This window comes from Neoroseomonas eburnea (assembly GCF_018129005.1).
GTDB classification, from domain to species: Bacteria; Pseudomonadota; Alphaproteobacteria; order Acetobacterales; family Acetobacteraceae; genus Neoroseomonas; species Neoroseomonas eburnea.
On the sequence record NZ_JAAEDL010000011.1, the window covers coordinates 152,268 to 169,151 of the forward strand.

The 16,884-nt window shown below is 72.0% G+C and carries 14 protein-coding genes and 1 pseudogene; 5 read left to right on the top strand and 10 right to left on the bottom strand.

Going from position 1 to position 16,884, the window contains the following annotated elements:
* Window positions 1-17 precede the first annotated feature (17 nt).
* The 3 genes from GXW74_RS13195 to GXW74_RS13205 all read right to left on the bottom strand — a co-directional run bounded on the left by GXW74_RS13195 (window position 18) and on the right by GXW74_RS13205 (window position 2,319).
* Window positions 18-551, bottom strand: coding sequence for an SRPBCC family protein (locus tag GXW74_RS13195; protein ID WP_211846973.1), 534 nt, complete (start codon window positions 549-551; stop codon window positions 18-20).
* Window positions 548-913 (bottom strand): ArsR/SmtB family transcription factor, encoded by a 366-nt coding sequence (locus GXW74_RS13200; RefSeq protein WP_211846974.1) that lies wholly within the window; start codon window positions 911-913, stop codon window positions 548-550. Before GXW74_RS13200 ends, GXW74_RS13195 begins: the two co-directional genes overlap by 4 nt.
* Before the next feature lie 383 nt (window positions 914-1,296).
* Window positions 1,297-2,319 carry an enoyl-CoA hydratase/isomerase family protein gene (locus GXW74_RS13205; protein ID WP_211846975.1) on the bottom strand — a complete coding sequence of 341 codons (1,023 nt, stop codon included), beginning with the start codon at window positions 2,317-2,319 and terminating at the stop codon, window positions 1,297-1,299.
* 94 nt (window positions 2,320-2,413) lie between these two features.
* On the opposite strand from GXW74_RS13205, the gene GXW74_RS13210 reads away from it, so the two are divergent.
* From GXW74_RS13210 to rpsA, 5 genes are all read left to right on the top strand, one after another.
* Window positions 2,414-3,517, top strand: coding sequence for an ABC transporter ATP-binding protein (locus tag GXW74_RS13210; protein ID WP_211846976.1), 1,104 nt, complete (start codon window positions 2,414-2,416; stop codon window positions 3,515-3,517).
* Between the two features lie 28 nt (window positions 3,518-3,545).
* Window positions 3,546-4,604 (top strand): ABC transporter substrate-binding protein, encoded by a 1,059-nt coding sequence (locus tag GXW74_RS13215; protein WP_211846977.1) that lies wholly within the window; start codon window positions 3,546-3,548, stop codon window positions 4,602-4,604.
* A gap of 67 nt (window positions 4,605-4,671) precedes the next feature.
* A complete protein-coding gene (locus GXW74_RS13220) occupies window positions 4,672-5,865 on the top strand; it encodes an ABC transporter permease (RefSeq protein WP_211846978.1) in 1,194 nt (397 codons plus the stop codon).
* The gene (locus GXW74_RS13225) at window positions 5,865-6,650 is read left to right on the top strand and encodes an ABC transporter permease (RefSeq protein WP_211846979.1); all 786 of its coding nucleotides are present in this window, start codon (window positions 5,865-5,867) and stop codon (window positions 6,648-6,650) included. Before GXW74_RS13220 ends, GXW74_RS13225 begins: the two co-directional genes overlap by 1 nt.
* Window positions 6,651-6,946: 296 nt before the next feature.
* A complete protein-coding gene (gene rpsA / locus GXW74_RS13230; RefSeq protein WP_211846980.1) occupies window positions 6,947-8,659 on the top strand; it encodes a 30S ribosomal protein S1 in 1,713 nt (570 codons plus the stop codon).
* Window positions 8,660-8,958: 299 nt separating this feature from the next.
* Here rpsA and folP read toward each other — a convergent pair whose 3' ends face one another.
* The 7 genes and pseudogenes from folP to GXW74_RS13265 all read right to left on the bottom strand — a co-directional run.
* Window positions 8,959-10,005: a dihydropteroate synthase gene (gene folP / locus GXW74_RS13235; RefSeq protein ID WP_211846981.1), complete on the bottom strand. Its 1,047-nt coding sequence runs from the start codon at window positions 10,003-10,005 to the stop codon at window positions 8,959-8,961.
* 219 nt (window positions 10,006-10,224) lie between these two features.
* The gene (gene ftsH / locus GXW74_RS13240; RefSeq protein ID WP_211846982.1) at window positions 10,225-12,150 is read right to left on the bottom strand and encodes an ATP-dependent zinc metalloprotease FtsH; all 1,926 of its coding nucleotides are present in this window, start codon (window positions 12,148-12,150) and stop codon (window positions 10,225-10,227) included.
* Window positions 12,147-13,457 (bottom strand): tRNA lysidine(34) synthetase TilS, encoded by a 1,311-nt coding sequence (gene tilS, locus GXW74_RS13245; protein WP_211846983.1) that lies wholly within the window; start codon window positions 13,455-13,457, stop codon window positions 12,147-12,149. The genes ftsH and tilS overlap by 4 nt, the downstream gene beginning before the upstream one ends.
* A 51-nt stretch (window positions 13,458-13,508) precedes the next feature.
* Window positions 13,509-14,369, bottom strand: coding sequence for a tol-pal system YbgF family protein (locus tag GXW74_RS13250; protein WP_211846984.1), 861 nt, complete (start codon window positions 14,367-14,369; stop codon window positions 13,509-13,511).
* Window positions 14,370-14,416: 47 nt separating this feature from the next.
* The gene (gene pal / locus GXW74_RS13255) at window positions 14,417-14,878 is read right to left on the bottom strand and encodes a peptidoglycan-associated lipoprotein Pal (RefSeq protein WP_211846985.1); all 462 of its coding nucleotides are present in this window, start codon (window positions 14,876-14,878) and stop codon (window positions 14,417-14,419) included.
* 88 nt (window positions 14,879-14,966) lie between these two features.
* Window positions 14,967-16,343 (bottom strand): Tol-Pal system beta propeller repeat protein TolB, encoded by a 1,377-nt coding sequence (gene tolB / locus GXW74_RS13260; RefSeq protein ID WP_211846986.1) that lies wholly within the window; start codon window positions 16,341-16,343, stop codon window positions 14,967-14,969.
* Window positions 16,340-16,884 (bottom strand): annotated as a pseudogene (locus GXW74_RS13265) (hypothetical protein); the annotation flags it as partial. The pseudogene GXW74_RS13265 and the gene tolB, both read right to left, overlap by 4 nt.

A 16,884-nucleotide genomic window follows, 5' to 3' on the forward strand; every position in this document is an offset into this window, starting at 1 on the left:
CCGCCTGAAAACCGACGTCAGCCCTGCATGCGCCGGGCGTAGTCCTGATGCAGACGGTTCCAGCCATCCCAGAACGGCGCCGGCTCCTGTCCCGACGCGCGGGCGACCAGGATGTCGAGATGCATGTGCCAGCCCGCGCTGACGCGCAGCAGGATCGCAGGATCGGTCACGCGATGATGCGTTACGGTGAGCAGCACCCTGCTGCCCGCCGGCGCCAGATCGAAGGTCACGCCGCCCGTGCTGCCCCAGGTGATGGAAAGCCGGCGAGGCGGATCGAGTTCGGTGATCCGTCCCTGCATGCGGTGCTCGGCGGCGAAGCCCTCCGGCCGCCGGCCGGGCGGGTCGGTCAGCTCGTCATTGCGCCAGACCAGCTCGAAGCTGGAGCCGACAGTCATCTCCATCGTGCCCGCCGCCAGCCACCGGCGGCGCAGCTCGCCATCCGTGAGGTAGGCCCAGATGCGTTCGATCGGGCCGGGCAGGTGGCGCTGGATCGTCAGCGTGGCGGGCTCGGTCAGCACGCCATAGGTGTCGAGCGGCGCAACGTCGTTCATCGGTCGTCTCCTGCGGGGGTGGTGGATCGGCCTGCCTCCTCCTCGCGGAGGAGCCGTTCGAGCACGTCCAGCCGATCGGTCCAGAAGCGCTCGTAGGAGGTCAGCCACCGATGGGCGGCGGCGAGCGGTCCGGGGTCGAGCCGGCACAGATGCGTGCGGCCACGCACCTCGCGGCGGATCAGCCCGGCATTCTCCAGCGCCCTGATGTGCTTGGAGGCCGCAGCGAGCGAGATCGCGAACGGCTCCGCGAGCTGGCCCACCGTCCGCTCGCCCCGGGCAAGCTCCCGCAGCATCCGCCGGCGCGTGGCATCGCCGAGGGCGTGGAAGACGGTGTCCAGGTGCGGAATCGATAATTCAACCATGCAGTTAAGTGTAGGGGCGCGCGGTTTGACAGTCAACTGTTTGGTTGAATAATTTGGCTGCGGGGAAGCACGCACCCGACCTGCCGGGCAACCGGATCCGGAAAGGGGCGTCGCCCCTCTCCGGACCTCTCCCCACCAAAGGCCGAAAGGCCTTTGGAAACCGCAACTTGGCGCCGGGCATGGCAGGTGTTCCGCGGCGACGAGGAATGCGCCGCGCCCGCAGCCCGGGACGCCCCCGGGGGTCCCGTGTCCGAAAGGCGCTTCGTCGTGCGGGCGTGGCAGTCAAGCCCGGCACCAAGTATCGGCCGGTCCAGGGTGCACTGCACCCTGGCGGGGTGGTCCGGAGGGGCGGCGCCCCTCCGGCCTTCACGCCAGACCGGCCCCTACCCGCCGAACATGCGCCGGATCGCCGCGGGATCGACATCCTCGACCCGCGCCGGCTGCCATTTCGGCGCGCCGTCCTTGTCCACCAGGACGGACCGCACGCCCTCGACGAAATCCGGATGGTCGTGGACCACGACGCGCGTCAGGGCGAGCTCCGTCGCCAGGCACCCCGCCAGGTCCTGCCCCGCCCCGCGCCGCAGCAACTCGAGCGAGACGCACAGCGAGGTCGGCGACATCCGCCGCAGGATCTTCGCCTGCGCCGCGGCCCATTCCGTGCCCTCGGCATCCAGCGCGGCGAGGATGGCCGCAACGCTGCCGAGGCTGAAGCAGCGGTCGATCGCCGCGCGGTGCGGCGCGAAGGAGGCCTCGGCCGGCGTCTCGGCGAAGCGCGCCACGGCGCCGGCCCCTTCTGCGACCAGCGCGGCGCGCAGCGCGGCGAGCTTCTCGCGCGGGACGAAATGGGTCGCAAGCCCGGCATGGACCGAATCCGCCCCGGTCAACCGCGCCCCGGTCAGCGCCAGCCAGGTGCCGACCGCGCCGGGCAGGCGCGGCAGCACGTAGGAAGTGCCGACATCCGGGAACAGCGCGATCGCCGTCTCCGGCATGGCGACCAGCGCATGCTCCGTCACCACCCGCGGGCCGTTGTGGACCGCGACGCCGATGCCGCCGCCCATGCAGACGCCGTCGATCAGGCTGACCCAGGGCTTGGGGAAGGTCGCGATGCCGGCGTTGACGGCGTATTCCTCGGAAAAGAAGGCCTCGACCGTCGCCCGGTCCCCGGCGACCGAGGCGGCGCGCACGGCCCGCACGTCCCCGCCGGCGCAGAAGGCCCGGCCGCCGGCCCCTTCCAGCACCACCAGCTTCACCGCGGCGTCGTCCTTCCATTCCGCGATGGCGGCGGCGAAGGCGCGGATCATCGCCTGGTCCAGCGCGTTGAGCGCCTTGGGGCGGTTCATCAGCAGGGTCCCGGCGATGCCCTCGCGGCGGGCGATCAGGCTGGGTTCAGCGGCGGTGTCGCTCATGTCCGGATGTTCCTTCCTCGTGCCGCCGCGTTACCGGCCATGGCACGGCACGGCAAGCCGTTGACAAGCGCGCCCGGCCGCCGGATGCAGCGGCATGGCCGACCCGCTGGTGCGTTTCGAAGGCGTGCGGAAGACCTATGGCGCGAGCGGGCCTGCCGCCGTGCAGGCGCTCGACCTCGACATCGCGCGGGGCGAGCTGCTGACGCTGCTCGGCCCCTCGGGTTCCGGCAAGACCACCACGCTGATGATGCTGGCCGGCTTCGAGATGCCGACCGCCGGGCGCATCCTGCTGGAAGGCAGGGATATCGCCCACACCGCGCCCCACCGGCGCGGCATCGGCGTCGTGTTCCAGTCCTATGCCCTGTTCCCGCACATGAGCGTGGCGGAGAACGTCGCCTTCCCGCTCTCCGTCCGCGGCGTCTCCCGCGCCGAGCGGGAGGAACGGGTGCGCAAGGCCCTCGCCATGGTGCGGCTGGAGGGCTTCGCGGACCGCCGCCCGCAGCAGCTTTCGGGCGGGCAGCAGCAGCGCGTGGCGCTGGCTCGCGCCATGGTCTTCGAACCCCCGATCGTGCTGCTGGATGAACCCCTGGGCGCGCTCGACAAGGCGCTGCGGGAGGAGATGCAGCTCGAGATCCGCCACCTCCACCAGCGCCTCGGCGTGACGATGATGTACGTGACGCACGACCAGGCGGAGGCGCTGACCCTCTCCGATCGCATCGCGGTGTTCGAGGGCGGGCGCATCCGCCAATGCGCCGATCCGCGCCGCCTCTATGACCGCCCGACGGATGCCTTCGTCGCCGGCTTCGTCGGCGAGAACAACCTGCTGCCCGGCACCATCGAGACGCGCGACGGCGAGGATTGCATCATCCGCCTCGCCTGCGGCCCGGTCGTGGCGGCGACGGCGGCGGATTGCGGCGGCCGTGGCGAATCCTGCCTGGTCGCCATCCGGCCGGAGCGCGTCGCGGTGGCAGGCGTCACCGCCTCCGACCTCGGCGAGGGCGCGCTGCCGGCGATCCTGCAGGAAGCGATCTTCCTCGGCGACCATGTCCGGCTGCGGCTTTCGGTCGGCGATGGCGGGGAGATCCTCGCCAAGCGGCCGGCCGGCGTGGGTACCCTGCCGGAACCGGGCGGCCCGGCGGCGATCGCCTGGACGGAAGGTGCCGCCTTCGCCTTCCGCCCTCCCCCCGCCCGGGTCTAGGCTTCCGTCCGCAAGACAGGGAGAGTCCATGATGTTCCGACGCGATGTCCTGAAGGCGGGCCTGGCCGCCGGTGCGGCCGCCGCCACCCTGCCCGGCACGGCGGGCGCACAGGGCCGCGACCTGACCGTCGTCTCCTGGGGCGGCGCCTACCAGGATGCGCAGCGGGAGGTCTATTTCCGGCCCTTCCAGCAGGCGACGCGCAGCCGCATGCTGGAAGAGACCTGGGATGGTGGCATCGGCGTGCTGCGCTCCCGCATCGCCTCCGGCGCCAACACCTGGGACGTGGTCCAGGTGGAAAGCGAGGAACTGCTGATCGGCGCCGACGAGGGCCTGTTCGAGCCGCTCGACTGGGCCGCGATCGGCGGCCGCGACGCCTATATCCCGGAGGCGGTGCACGACCACGGGGTCGGCGCCATCCTCTACTCCTTCATCATCGCCTATGACCGCGCGCGCATGGCGCAGGGGCCGGCGAACTGGGCGGATTTCTTCGACACCGCCCGCTTCCCCGGCAAGCGCGGCATGCGCAAGGGCCCGAAGACGACGCTGGAAATGGCGCTGATGGCCGATGGTGTGCCGCCGGCCCAGGTCTACCAGGTGCTCGGCACCGCCGCCGGCGTCGATCGCGCCTTCCGCAAGCTCGACAGCATCAAGGCGGATCTCGCCTGGTTCGAACGCGGCGCCCAGCCGCCGCAATGGCTGGCCTCGGGCGAGGTGGCGCTGACCGTCGCCTACAACGGCCGCATCTCGGCCGCCAACGCGACCGATGGCCGCAACTTCGCGATCGTCTGGACCAACAACATCTTCACCCTGGATTCCTGGGTGATCATGAAGGGCAGCCCGAACAAGGCGCGCGCGCTCGAGTTCCTGAAATTCGTCGGCCGGCCCGAGATCCAGGCCGGGCTGCCGCCGAAGATCCCCTACGGCGTCACTGCCAAGGGCGTGAACGAACGCCTGCCGGCGGACCTGCTGCCGGACCTGCCGACGGCACCGCAGAACCTGCGGGATGCGCTGCACCTCGGCGACCGCTTCTGGCTCGACAACCTCGACCGGCTGACCCAGCGGTTCAACACCTGGGTGTCGCGGTGAAGGAGGCGCGGGGGAGAGAACTCCCCCGCACCCCCTCCTTTTTCTGGCACCTGGCGCCGGGCATGCCGTGAAACGAACCTCCGCGGCGGCGCTGCTCACGGCGCCGCTGTTGCTGTTCCTGCTGCTGAGCTTCGTGGCGCCGATCGGGGCATTCCTCTGGCGCGCCGCGTCGGACAGCGAGGTGGCGCCGGTGCTGCCGCGCACGGTCGCGGTGCTGGCCGCGTGGGACGGCGCCGCCGTGCCGGGGGAGGATGCCTTCGCCGCCCTGGTCGCGGATCTGCGCGAGGCCCGCGCGCGGGACCGCGAGACCGGCGCCGGGTCGATCCCGCGCGCCGCGGCGCGGCTCAATGCCGACCGGCCGGGCTTCCGCGGCCTGCTGCCGATGACGGCGCGGCGCGCCGAGGCCGCCTTCGACGGGCCGGCGCGCGACGCGGTGCTCGCCATCAGCGACGAATGGAACCAGGCGGAGACCTGGGGCGCCATCCGCCGCGCCGGCGGGCCGCTCTCCTCCTTCCATGTGCTGACGGCGCTCGACCTGCGGCAGGATGCGACGGGCGCCATCCGCGCGGCACCGGAGGACCAGTCGGTCTTCCGCGCCGTGCTGCTGCGCAGCCTGTGGATCTCCCTGCTCGTGACCGCCGCCTGCCTGGCGCTGGGCTGGCCCCTCGCCTGGCTGATCGCGACGGCCGGCGGGCGGGCCTCCACCCTGCTGCTCGGGGCGGTGATGCTGCCCTTCTGGATCTCTCTCGTGGTGCGCACCGCGGCCTGGATGGTGCTGCTGCAGCGGGAAGGCGTGGTGAATGTGGCGCTGCGCGGCGCCGGGCTGATCGAGTCGCCGCTGCCGCTGATGATGAACCGCTTCGCCGTGGTGCTGGCGATGGTGCACATCCTGCTGCCCTTCATGGTGCTGCCCCTGGTCGCGACCTTCCGGGCACTGGATCCGCGCCTGCCGCGCGCGGCGGCCTCCCTCGGCGCGGCGCCCTGGCGCGCCTTCCTGCGCATCACCCTGCCGCTGTCCCTGCCGGGGGTCGGGGCGGGGTGCCTGCTGGTCTTCATCCAGGCGCTTGGCTTCTACGTGACGCCGGCGCTGCTCGGCGGGCCGAACGACCAGATGCTGGCCTGGTTCGTCGGCTTCTACGCGACGCGCAGCGTGAACTGGGGGCTGGCGGCCGCGCTCTCGCTGATGCTGCTGGTCGCGGTCGGGCTGTGTGTCGCGCTCTATGGCAGGCTGGCCGGCTTCCGCCGGCCGGGGGCGGCGTGATGGGGCGCGCGGTCCTCTGGGCGGCCGGGGTGCTGGTGGCGCTGTTCCTGCTCGCGCCGATCGTGGCGATCGTGCCGCTCTCCTTCTCGGCGGGGTCCTTCCTGTTCTACCCGCTGCCGGGGCTGTCGCTGCGCTGGTACCAGGATTTCTTCGGATCCGACTTCTGGCTGCCGGCCCTGTGGAACTCGCTCGGCATCGGGGCGGCGGCGGCGGCGCTGGCGACGGTGCTCGGCACTCCGGCGGCCTTCGGCCTCTGGCGCGCGAAGGGGGCCTTCCGTGCCGTGGCGATGGGGGTGGTGCTGGCGCCGATGGTGGTGCCGGTGATCGTCGTGGCGGTCGCCCTGCTGCTGGCCTTCGGGCCGCTCGGCCTGGTGGCGACCCATACCGGTCTCGTGGTCGCCCATGCCGCGCTTGGTGCGCCCTTCGTGGTGGTGACGGTCCTCGCCTCGCTGGAGGGCTTCGATCCGGTGCAACTGCGCGCCGCCGCCGCCTGTGGCGCCGGCCCCTTGCGTGCCTTCTTCCGCGTCTGCCTGCCGCAGATCGCCCCGGGCGTGGCGGCCGGCGCCGTCTTCGCCTTCGCGACCTCGCTGGATGAGGTGGTGGTGGCCCTGTTCGTCGCCGGCCCGGCGCAGCGCACCTTGCCGCGCCAGATGTTCTCCGGCCTCAACGACCAGATCAGCCTGACGACGACGGCCGCCGCCGCGATGCTGGTGGCCTTTTCGGTGCTGTTGCTGCTGGCGGTGTCCTGGCTGCAGTCCCGCAGCCGTCGCCGCGCTTCGGGCTGACCGGCCGCGAGGGCGGAATGGCAGAAAAAGGCGGGGGTTCGGGGGAGTTCGCTCCCCCGATCTTCTTGACTCTTCTTCTGCGTAAGCCTAAGCGCGCGTGTCCTTCCATTCAGGAAAGACATTGTCCTGGCGGTATCGCCGGGGCCGGAAGCGGGCGGACCGACACGCGCCCACCCATCGGGTCCGGATCGAACGCCGCGAAGGCGCGCCGGACCAAGACGTTCCCGCGCTGGCGGGGGCGCAGGCCGCATCTCCCGCCGCGCTGTGGCGGGTGACACCGGAAAGCACAGGACTGCATGGCCACCATTACCGCCGACCGCGCGGGCAGCGAGGATTTCGCCGCCCTTCTCGACGCCACCCTCGGCCCTGACACCGGCTTCGCCGGCTCCGTCGTCACGGGCCGCGTCGTTCGTGTGGACGATGACGTTGCGGTCGTCGACGTCGGCCTCAAGAGCGAGGGGCGCGTGCCCCTCAAGGAATTCGCCGCCCCCGGCCAGAAGGCCGAGGTCAAGCCGGGCGACCTGATCGAGCTCTTCGTCGAGCGCTACGAGGACCGGGACGGCTCGATCGTCCTGTCCCGCGAGAAGGCCCGCCGCGAGGAGGCCTGGACCAACCTGGAGAAGTCCTTCCAGGCCAACCAGCGCGTCAACGGCGTGATCTTCGGCCGCGTGAAGGGCGGCTTCACCGTCGACCTCGGCGGTGCGGTGGCCTTCCTTCCGGGCTCCCAGGTCGACATCCGCCCGGTGCGCGACGTCGGCCCGCTCATGGGCTCGCCCCAGCCCTTCCAGATCCTCAAGATGGATCGCGCCCGCGGCAACATCGTGGTGTCGCGCCGTGCGGTGCTCGAGGAGACCCGTGCGGAGCAGCGCAGCGAGCTGATCCAGGGCCTCAAGGAAGGCATGATCCTCGACGGCGTGGTGAAGAACATCACCGACTACGGCGCCTTCGTGGACCTCGGCGGCGTGGACGGCCTGCTGCACGTCACCGACATCGCCTGGCGCCGCATCAACCACCCCTCCGAGGCCCTGACCATCGGCCAGCCGGTGAAGGTGCAGGTCATCCGCTTCAACCCGGAGACCCAGCGCATCAGCCTCGGCATGAAGCAGCTCATGTCCGACCCGTGGGACGGCGTGGCGCTCAAGTACCCGGTGGGCGCCAAGTTCGCCGGCCGCGTGACCAACATCACCGACTACGGCGCCTTCGTGGAGCTGGAGCCGGGCGTCGAGGGCCTCGTGCACGTCAGCGAGATGTCCTGGACGAAGAAGAACGTCCACCCGGGCAAGATCGTCGCGACCTCCGAGCAGGTGGACGTGATGATCCTCGACGTGGACGAGCCGAAGCGCCGCATCTCGCTCGGCCTCAAGCAGGCCCAGGGCAACCCGTGGGAGCTCTTCCTGGAAGCGCACCCGCCGGGCTCGATCATCGAGGGCGAGATCCGCAACATCACCGAGTTCGGCCTGTTCGTGGGCGTCGGCCCGGACATCGACGGCATGGTCCACATGTCCGACCTGTCCTGGGACGAAGCCGGCGAAGTGGCGATGCAGGCCTACAACAAGGGCCAGATCGTCAAGGCGAAGGTGCTGGACGTGGACGTCGAAAAGGAGCGCATCTCCCTCGGCATCAAGCAGCTCGAGGCCGATCCGGCCGCCGAGGTGCTGGACCGCGTGCGCAAGGGCGACATCGTCACCTGCGTGGTGACGAAGGTCGAGGCCAACGGCATCGAGGTGAAGGTCGACGACGTGCTCACCGGCTTCATCCGCCGCGCCGAGCTCGCCCGCGACCGCGCCGACCAGCGCCCGGACAAGTTCGCGATCGGCGAGAAGGTCGACGCGAAGGTGACCGCGGTGGACCGCGCCGCCCGCCGCCTCGCCCTGACCATCAAGGGCAAGGAAGTCGAGGAAGAACGCGAGGCGATGAAGGAGTACGGCTCGGCCGACTCCGGCGCCTCGCTCGGCGACATCCTGGGCGCGGCGATCCGCCGCCGCCGCGAGATGGCCGGCGAGGAGTGATCCTCCCGCGCCTTGGTGCGTAACCGGGACCCCCGGGGCGGCGACGCTCCGGGGGTTTCGCGTTTCCGAGGGGGCGTCGCCCCCTCGGGCTCCCCCGGCAGGCGACACGGTCCCCTGCACCCGCGGTGACTCATGCCCTCAGGCGCCGGGCGCAAACCTCCGGTCTGCTTGGCTTCGCCGGACTGCCGGCGGGCCGCATTCGCGGCCTCGGCACGAGTCAAGAACGCGTGCCGCTCGTATCACGTATTGGTTTCCAAAGGCCCTGTGCCTTTGGCGGGGGTTGTAGGGGCAGCGCCCCCCTACTCCGGAGCGCGCCCCGCCAGGCAGGCCTGCCAGACGGCAAGCGCCTGCACCGTCTCCGCCACGTCATGCACCCGCAGCACCGATGCCCCCCGCGCCGCGCCCGCTAGCGCAGCGGCGACGCTCCCAGGCACGCGCCTCGCGGCCTCCTCCACGCCCGACAGCGTGCCGATGAAGCGCTTGCGCGACACCCCGAGCACCACCCGGCACCCCAGCGCCGTCAGCAGCGGCAACCTTTCGATCAGCGCCAGGTTGTGCGCCATGGTCTTGCCGAAGCCGATGCCGGGATCGACGGCGATGCGCCCGCGCGGAATGCCCGCCGCCTCGCAGGCGGCGACGCGGTCACGCAGGAAGCCCGCGACCTCCAGCGCGACATCGTCATAGTCGGCAAGCGCCTGCATCGTCGCCGGATCGTCCCCCGGCATGTGCATCAGGATGACCGGCGCCTCGGATTGCGCGACGAGCGCCATCGCCTCCGCGTCATGCCGCAGCGCGGAGATGTCGTTGACGATCTCCGCCCCCGCATCCAGCGCGGCCCGCATCGTCGCCGCGTTGCGCGTGTCCACGCTGACCGGCGCGGCCTTCGCCAGGTCCCGCACCACCGGCAGGATGCGCGCGATCTCCTCCTCCGCCGTCACTGTCGCGGAGCCCGGCCGCGTGGACTCGCCGCCGATGTCGAGGATGTCCGCACCGGCCTCCAGCATGGCGTGGCCGGCAGCGATCGCCTCGCGCGCGTCGAAATGCCGGCCGCCATCGGAGAAGCTGTCGGGCGTGACGTTGACGATGCCCATCACCAGCGGCCGGTCGGTCGGCAGCCCGGCGAAGGGTGCAGGGCGCTGGGCAAGGGCCTGCAACGCTTCCTGCCAATCCTCCGGCACGTCCCGCACGGGGCCGACGCCGAGATCCTCGCCGTCCTCGATGAGCCGCACGAAGGCGAAGGCAGTGTCGCCACCCTGCAGCGGCAGGGCGAAGCCCTCGCGCAGGGCATGGAAGGCGACGGGGCCGGTGACGAGGCCCAGGGGTTCGATGAAGCGGCCAGGGATCATCGGAGGGCCACAGCCCCTCCAGACCACCCCGCCAAAGGCCGAAAGGTCTTGGGAAACCATGACTTGGCGCTGGACATCACGGAAAGGACCACATGAAAAAGGGCGCGCCCGGCATAGCGCGCCCGAAACGCATGTCCAGAGGCCTTTCGAGCCCCATCCGCGCCTTGGCCCGGCGGGGTCGGGGGCCGGAGAGGAGCAATGCCCCTCCCCGGCACGTCGTCACGTTGCCGGCGCCGGCCCCGGATTGAGCCCCGACGGCCGCGGCGCCGCTGCACGCCCGGCGGAGGGCACGCTGCCACGGCCCATGTTCACCGGCTCGTCCGGCCGGTTGCGCACGATCGGCTCGCCGCGGATCACCTGCCGGATCTCGTCGCCCGACAGCGTCTCATGCTCCAGCAGCCCCTTCGCCAGCAGGTGCAGCTCGTCCATGTGCTCGGACAGGATCGACTTGGCGCGGGCATAGGCGGTGTCGATGATCTCGCGGATCTCGCCGTCGATCTTCTGCGCCGTCGCTTCCGAGATGTTCTTGGTCTGGGTCACGGAATGCCCCAGGAACACCTCCTGGCTGTTGTCGCCGTAGGCGATCATGCCGAGCTTGTCGGACATGCCCCATTCGGTGACCATCATGCGGGCCTGGTTGGTCGCCATCTTGATGTCGCCCGAGGCGCCGTTGGACACCTTGTCCGGGCCGAAGATCAGCTCCTCCGCAACGCGCCCGCCCATCGCCATGGCGAGTTCCGACTTCAGCTTGGACTTGTGCTTGGAGTAGCGGTCGCCCTCGGGCAGCGACATCACCAGGCCCAGCGCGCGGCCGCGCGGGATGATCGTCGCCTTGTGCACCGGGTCGCATTCCGGCTCGTGCATCGCCACCAGCGCGTGGCCGGCCTCGTGATAGGCGGTCATGCGCTTCTCGGCGTCCGACATCACCAGCGAGCGCCGCTCGGTGCCCATCAGCACCTTGTCCTTCGCCGCCTCGAACTCCGCCATGCCGACGGTGCGCCGGCCGGTGCGGGCGGCGAGCAGCGCCGCCTCGTTCACCAGGTTGGCGAGGTCCGCACCGGAGAAGCCCGGGGTGCCGCGCGCGATGATCTTCGGATCGACGTCGGAGGCGAGCGGCACCTTGCGCATGTGCACGCGCAGGATCTTCTCGCGCCCGTTCACGTCCGGGTTCGGCACCACCACCTGGCGGTCGAAGCGGCCCGGGCGCAGCAGCGCGGGGTCGAGCACGTCCGGCCGGTTGGTCGCGGCGATGATGATGACGCCCTCGTTGGACTCGAAGCCGTCCATCTCGACGAGCATCTGGTTCAGCGTCTGCTCGCGCTCGTCGTTGCCGCCGCCCAGGCCGGCGCCGCGATGCCGGCCGACGGCGTCGATCTCGTCGATGAAGATGATGCAGGGGGCGTTCTTCTTGCCCTGCTCGAACATGTCGCGCACGCGGGAGGCGCCGACGCCGACGAACATCTCCACGAAGTCCGAGCCGGAGATCGTGAAGAACGGCACATTGGCCTCGCCGGCGATCGAGCGCGCGAGCAGCGTCTTGCCGGTGCCGGGGGGGCCGACCAGCAGCACGCCCTTCGGGATCTTGCCGCCGAGGCGCTGGAACTTCTGCGGGTCGCGCAGGAAGTCCACGATCTCCTCGAGTTCGCCCTTCGCCTCGTCGATGCCGGCGACGTCGTCGAAGGTGACGCGGCCCTGCTTCTCGGTCAGCAGCTTGGCCTTGGACTTGCCGAAGCCCATGGCGCGCCCGCCGCCGCCCTGCATCTGCCGCATGAAGAAGATCCAGACGCCGATCAGCAGCAGCATCGGGAACCAGGACATCAGGTAGTGCAGCAGCGGGTTGACGTCGCTCTCCTCCGGCCGCGCCACCACCCGCACGTTCTTCTCCGTCAGGCGGGTGACGAGGCTCGGGTCTTCCGGCGTGTAGGTCTGGAAGGTCCGCCCGTCGGCCAGCGTGCCGGACAGGGTGCGCCCCTGGATGGTGACGTCCCGCACATGGCCGGAATTCACCTCGTTCAGGAACTCGGAATAGGCGACCTGCTGCGCGCTCGTCCGTCCTGCGCCCGAAGGCTGGAACAGGTTGAACAGCGCCACCAGCAGCAGGGCGACAATCACCCAGAGCGCGAGATTCCTGCCGAAATTATTCACGTGCGGTTGTCCGTCTCCGTGCCGGTCGGATGGGCCCGCCGGCGCTCTGCACTACACATAAGGTCGGGTTGACCAGGCTTGAATGGCCTGCCCGAAAACTCCGAGCCTGCGCGCCGCCCACCCGCCGCCCGCGTGAACAGCAGGGGGAAGGACGCACAGGCATTACAGGAAGGATAGTCCAGCGCGGGCACCGCGGCCAGCGCGCCGTGAGAATCGCGGATCGCCGGCAATGCGCGCAGCACCGCAGCGGGCAGGCTGGCCTCCGTCCGCAGCCCCGCCGCCGCCTCGCCCAGCGGGCCGAGTTGCCACCCTGCCCGCCCTTCCCCCACCAGCCGGAAGCGCCGGTCCCAGACGGCGCCGTGCACCGCCTCGACCGCCGGCCCGACCAGCCCGGGGTCGCGCGCCACCAGCCAGCGGCCGCGCGCCGCCGGCCGCAGCCAGGCCCCGGCGAGCGTCCCGCCGCCGCGCCCGACCAGCGCCGCCACCGCGGCCGGGGCAGGTGCGAAGCCCGCGCCGCCGATCACCGCCAGCAGGCCGGCCAGGGCAGCGCGCCCCGGCGCGTCGTCCCCGAGTGCCGCGAGGTCCACCCGGGCGAAGCCCTCCGGCCGAATCTCGGCGGCGCGGGCGAGCCGCCGGGCGATCTCCGCCGCCGCCCGCGCGCGCCTTGCCCCGAAGGCGGCCGCCGCAGCGGCCAGCGCCGCGACGCCCGGCCCCGTGCCGTCCGGATCGGCCAGCGTCCGGCGCAGGCGTATCCGGGTGAAGCGGTCGTCGCGGTTGCTCGGGTCCCGCACCGGCGCGATGCCGGCGTCGGCCAGCACCGCCTCCAGTTCTGCCGGCGCCACGCCGAGGAGCGGCCGCAGCACCAGCACCGCACCCGCATCCCGTGCCGCCGCCATCGCCGCGAGCCCCGTCGGCCCGCTGCCGCGCAGCGCCCGGAACAACAGGGTTTCCGCCTGATCCGCCCGATGATGGCCAAGCAGCAGCCAGGGCCGCCCGGCGCCCTCCGCCGCCCCCGCCAGCGCCGCCATGCGCGCTGCCCGCGCCCGCGCCTGCATGGCCGGTCCTGCCGCCAGCCCCAGCCGCAGCACGCGCACCATGATCCCCCGCTTGGCCAGCAATGCGGCGACGCCGTCGGCTTCCGCGCCGCTTCCCGGGCGCAGCCCATGATCCGCGACCAGCGCCAGCAGATCGCCGCCCCGCGCGCGGGCCCATTCCGCGGCGAGCAGCGCCAGGGCCAAGCTGTGCGGCCCGCCCGACACCCCGGCGGCGATGCGCGGCGCCGGCCCGAAAGGCCCCAGCGGCGCCATCAGCGCCGCGAAACGCTCCGGCGTCAGCGCGCCGCTATCCCCATGTGCGGGTCAGCGGCACTGCGCCCGCCGGCGCGTCTCGGCGACGCGCTGCGCCACCGGCGGCGCCAGGCGGGTGTACTCGGAGGTGAGCTGGTCGAGCGTGTCGCAGGCCTCGCGCCGCGCGCCGAAGCCGACGAAGGCGTTGGACAGGCCGAGCAGCGCCTCGGGCGCCCGGCTCGACTGGCGGTTGCGCCGATAGGCCTCGTCGAAGGCGAGCGCCGCGTTCTGGTACTGGCGGCGGCCGAGCAGCGCCTCGCCCAGCAGGATCTGCGCATCCTGCGCGCGCGGGCCGGCGCGGCCGGCGATCACCTCGCGCGCCGCGGTCTCCGCTGCCTCGTAGTCGCGGCGCGACAGCGCCGCCTGCCCGTCGGCGAGCGCCCGTTCAGCGGTTCGCGGGCCGGTTGGCGCTGCCGGGCTGCCGGGGGCGGGAGGCGTCGGCGCCGGGGCCGGGGCCGCTGCGGCCGCCGGCCCCTGGGGAGGGCGGGCGGCGGCCGGCCGGCCACCCCCTTCGAGCTGCTGCAGCCGGAAATCCATGTCGCCCCGCAGCTTCTCCACATCCTGGGAAAGCTGGCGGTTGGCGTTCTCGGCGACGTCGAGGCGCCCGCGCAGTCGGCGGACCTCCTCCTCGAGCTCGGAGACGCGGGCGAGGAGCTGCTGCACCAGTTCCTGCGGCGCGCCGTTGCCGCCGCCGCGCGGCACCGGCACCGGCGCGGCGCCGCCGCGGCGCACGGCATCGAGGTCGCGCCGCAGTTCCAGGATCTGGTTCTGCAGGGCGATGCCCTCGCGGCTGTCCATCTGCGCCCGCGCGCCCGGAGCGGCGAGCAGCGCCAGGACGACCAGGGCGGGGAGGCGGAAGCGGTGTGCGGCCATGGCGCGGCGGCGGTCCCGGCCCCGCAGGGCCGGGATGCCCTGCCCCCTTACTGGACGACCGTGACGGCGCGGCGGTTCTGCGCCCAGGCCGCCTCGTCCGAACCCAGGGCCGCCGGGCGGTCCTTGCCGTAGGAGATGGTGCTGATGCGCGCGCCGTTCACGCCGGAGGCGACGAGCACGTCGCGGGCCGAATTGGCACGGCGCTGGCCGAGGGCGAGGTTGTACTCGCGCGTGCCGCGCTCGTCGGCATGGCCTTCGACCTGCACGCGGACGTCGGCGTAGCGGCCCATCCATTCGGCCTGGCGCTGCAGCACCGGGCGCTGGTCGGCGCGGATGCTCGAACGGTCGAAGTCGAAGAAGACGCGGTCGCCGACATTGGCCACCAGATCCTCCTGGCTGCCCGGGCGGATGGTGCCGCCGGCGCCGGTCGCGGCCGCGTTCTGGTCGGTGCTGGAGCAGGCGGCGACCAGCGCGAGCGCAGCCACGGCACCAAGGAGACGGGTTTTCATCGGGGGGAATGCTCCTGTTGGAAGGATCGACACGGGGGTAAGCACCGGCCGCGCAAAGGGTCAAGCATCGCGCGGCAGGAAATCGACGTCACGAGAGCAGCGGCGACCAGGCGGGGTCGGTCGCATCGGTCGGCGTCGGGATCGGCCGCTCGTTGAATCCGGCGATGTCGATCGAGACGATGCGGGCGGAATAGCCGCCGCCGCGGGAATCCGTCGCCCGGCTCTCGCGGTAGAACATCAGCACACGGCCGTTCGGCGCGAAGGTCGGCCCTTCCATCGCCCAGCCCTCCGACAGGATGCGCTCGCCCGAGCCATCCGGCCGCATCACGCCGATGGCGAAGCCGCCGCGGCCGATGCGGGTGAAGGCGATGAGATCACCGCGCGGCGACCAGACCGGCGTCGCGTAGCGGCCATTGCCGAAGGAGATGCGGCGCACGTTCCCGCCGCCGGCGTCCATCACGTAGAGTTGCTGGTCGCCGCCGCGATCGGAATTGAAGACGATCTGCGTCCCGTCGGGCGAGAAGCAGGGGGATACGTCGAGTCCACCGCCGCTGGTGAGCTGGCGTTCCCGCCGGCTGCCGAGATCGACGATGTAGATGTTCGCATCCCCCCCGCGCGTCGCGGAAAGCAGCACCGACCGGCCGTCCGGCGAGAAGCGCGGCGAGAGAGTCATGCCCGGGAAGTTGCCGAGCACCTGCTGCGACCCGGAACCGATGTCGAACAGCACGACGCGCGGCTGGCCGCGGTCCTGGTAGGACATGAAGGCGATGCGGTCGGCCGAGGGGTGGAAGCGCGGCGACAGCGCGGCGAAGCGCCCATCGGTCAGGAAGCGGTTGTTCTCCCCGTCCTGGTCCATGATGGCGAGCCGCCGCGTGCGGCGGTCGCGCGGGCCGGTTTCGCTGACATAGACGACGCGGGTGTCGAAATAGCCCTTCTCGCCCAGCAGCCGTTCGTAGATCACGTCCGAGATCAGGTGCGCGATGCGCCGCCAGTTGGCGGAAGGCGCGGTGAAGGCGGTGCCCTGGAGCTGCGTCTCCGGCAGCACGTCCCACAGGCGGAACTCGACGCGCAGCCCGTCGCCGCGCTGCTCGACCCGGCCGGTGACCAGCGCCTGGGCGCCGATCACGCGCCAGTCCTGGAAGCGCGGCGTCTGCGCGGCGGCCTCCGGCGTCTGGATGAAGGCCTGCCGGTCGACCGGGCGGAACAGGCCGGAATTGCGCAGGTTCGTCTGGATGACGCGGGCGATGTCGCGCCCGACGCGGGCGGCATCCCCCGCCCCGGCCAGGTCGGGGATGGCGACCGGGATCGGATCGGTGCGCGCCCGGGTCACGTCGATGACCGCGCCCTGTGGCGCCTGCGCCGCGGCGGGCAGCGGCGTGGCGAGGATTCCGGGCGCCACCAGCCCGGCGCCGGCGCCGAGCAACACCAGCCGCCGCGTGGGCGCGAAGGGAGAAGCAGGGTTCATCGCACGAGACCCCTCGGATTGAAGCGGAAGATGGATGCCATCACGGTCGAGTACTTGTTCGGTGGGACGCGCAGCGGGTTGCATTGCGGCGACATCAGGGCACGGCGCGCCGATTCGTAGACGGAACGCGCCCGCGGGTCACTCGGCGGCGCGCCGGACGGCACGACGTTGCGCACCACGCCCTGGCTGTCGAGCTGCACGCGGAGTTCCACCACGATCTGGTCGAGCCCGAGCATGCCCCCGTCCACGTTCCAGCATTCGGAGATCTGCTCCGCGAGGCCGCGGATCTCGCCCTGGGTCAAGGATGCCGTGCCGTTGGGACTGCCCCCGCCCTGCTGCGGCGCGCCGGAAGGATTGGGCCGCGCGGTCGGCGCGCGGTCCTGCTGGCGCGTCGTCCGCAGCCGTTCGAGCGTGTTCAGCACCGAGGCGCTGCGTTCCTGCGGCCGCGCCACCGGCGGCGTCTGGCCGGTGCCGGCCTGCTGGCTCGGCTCGGGCGGCGGCGGCACCGGGGGCGGCGGCAGCGGCAGCGGCGGCTCGGGCC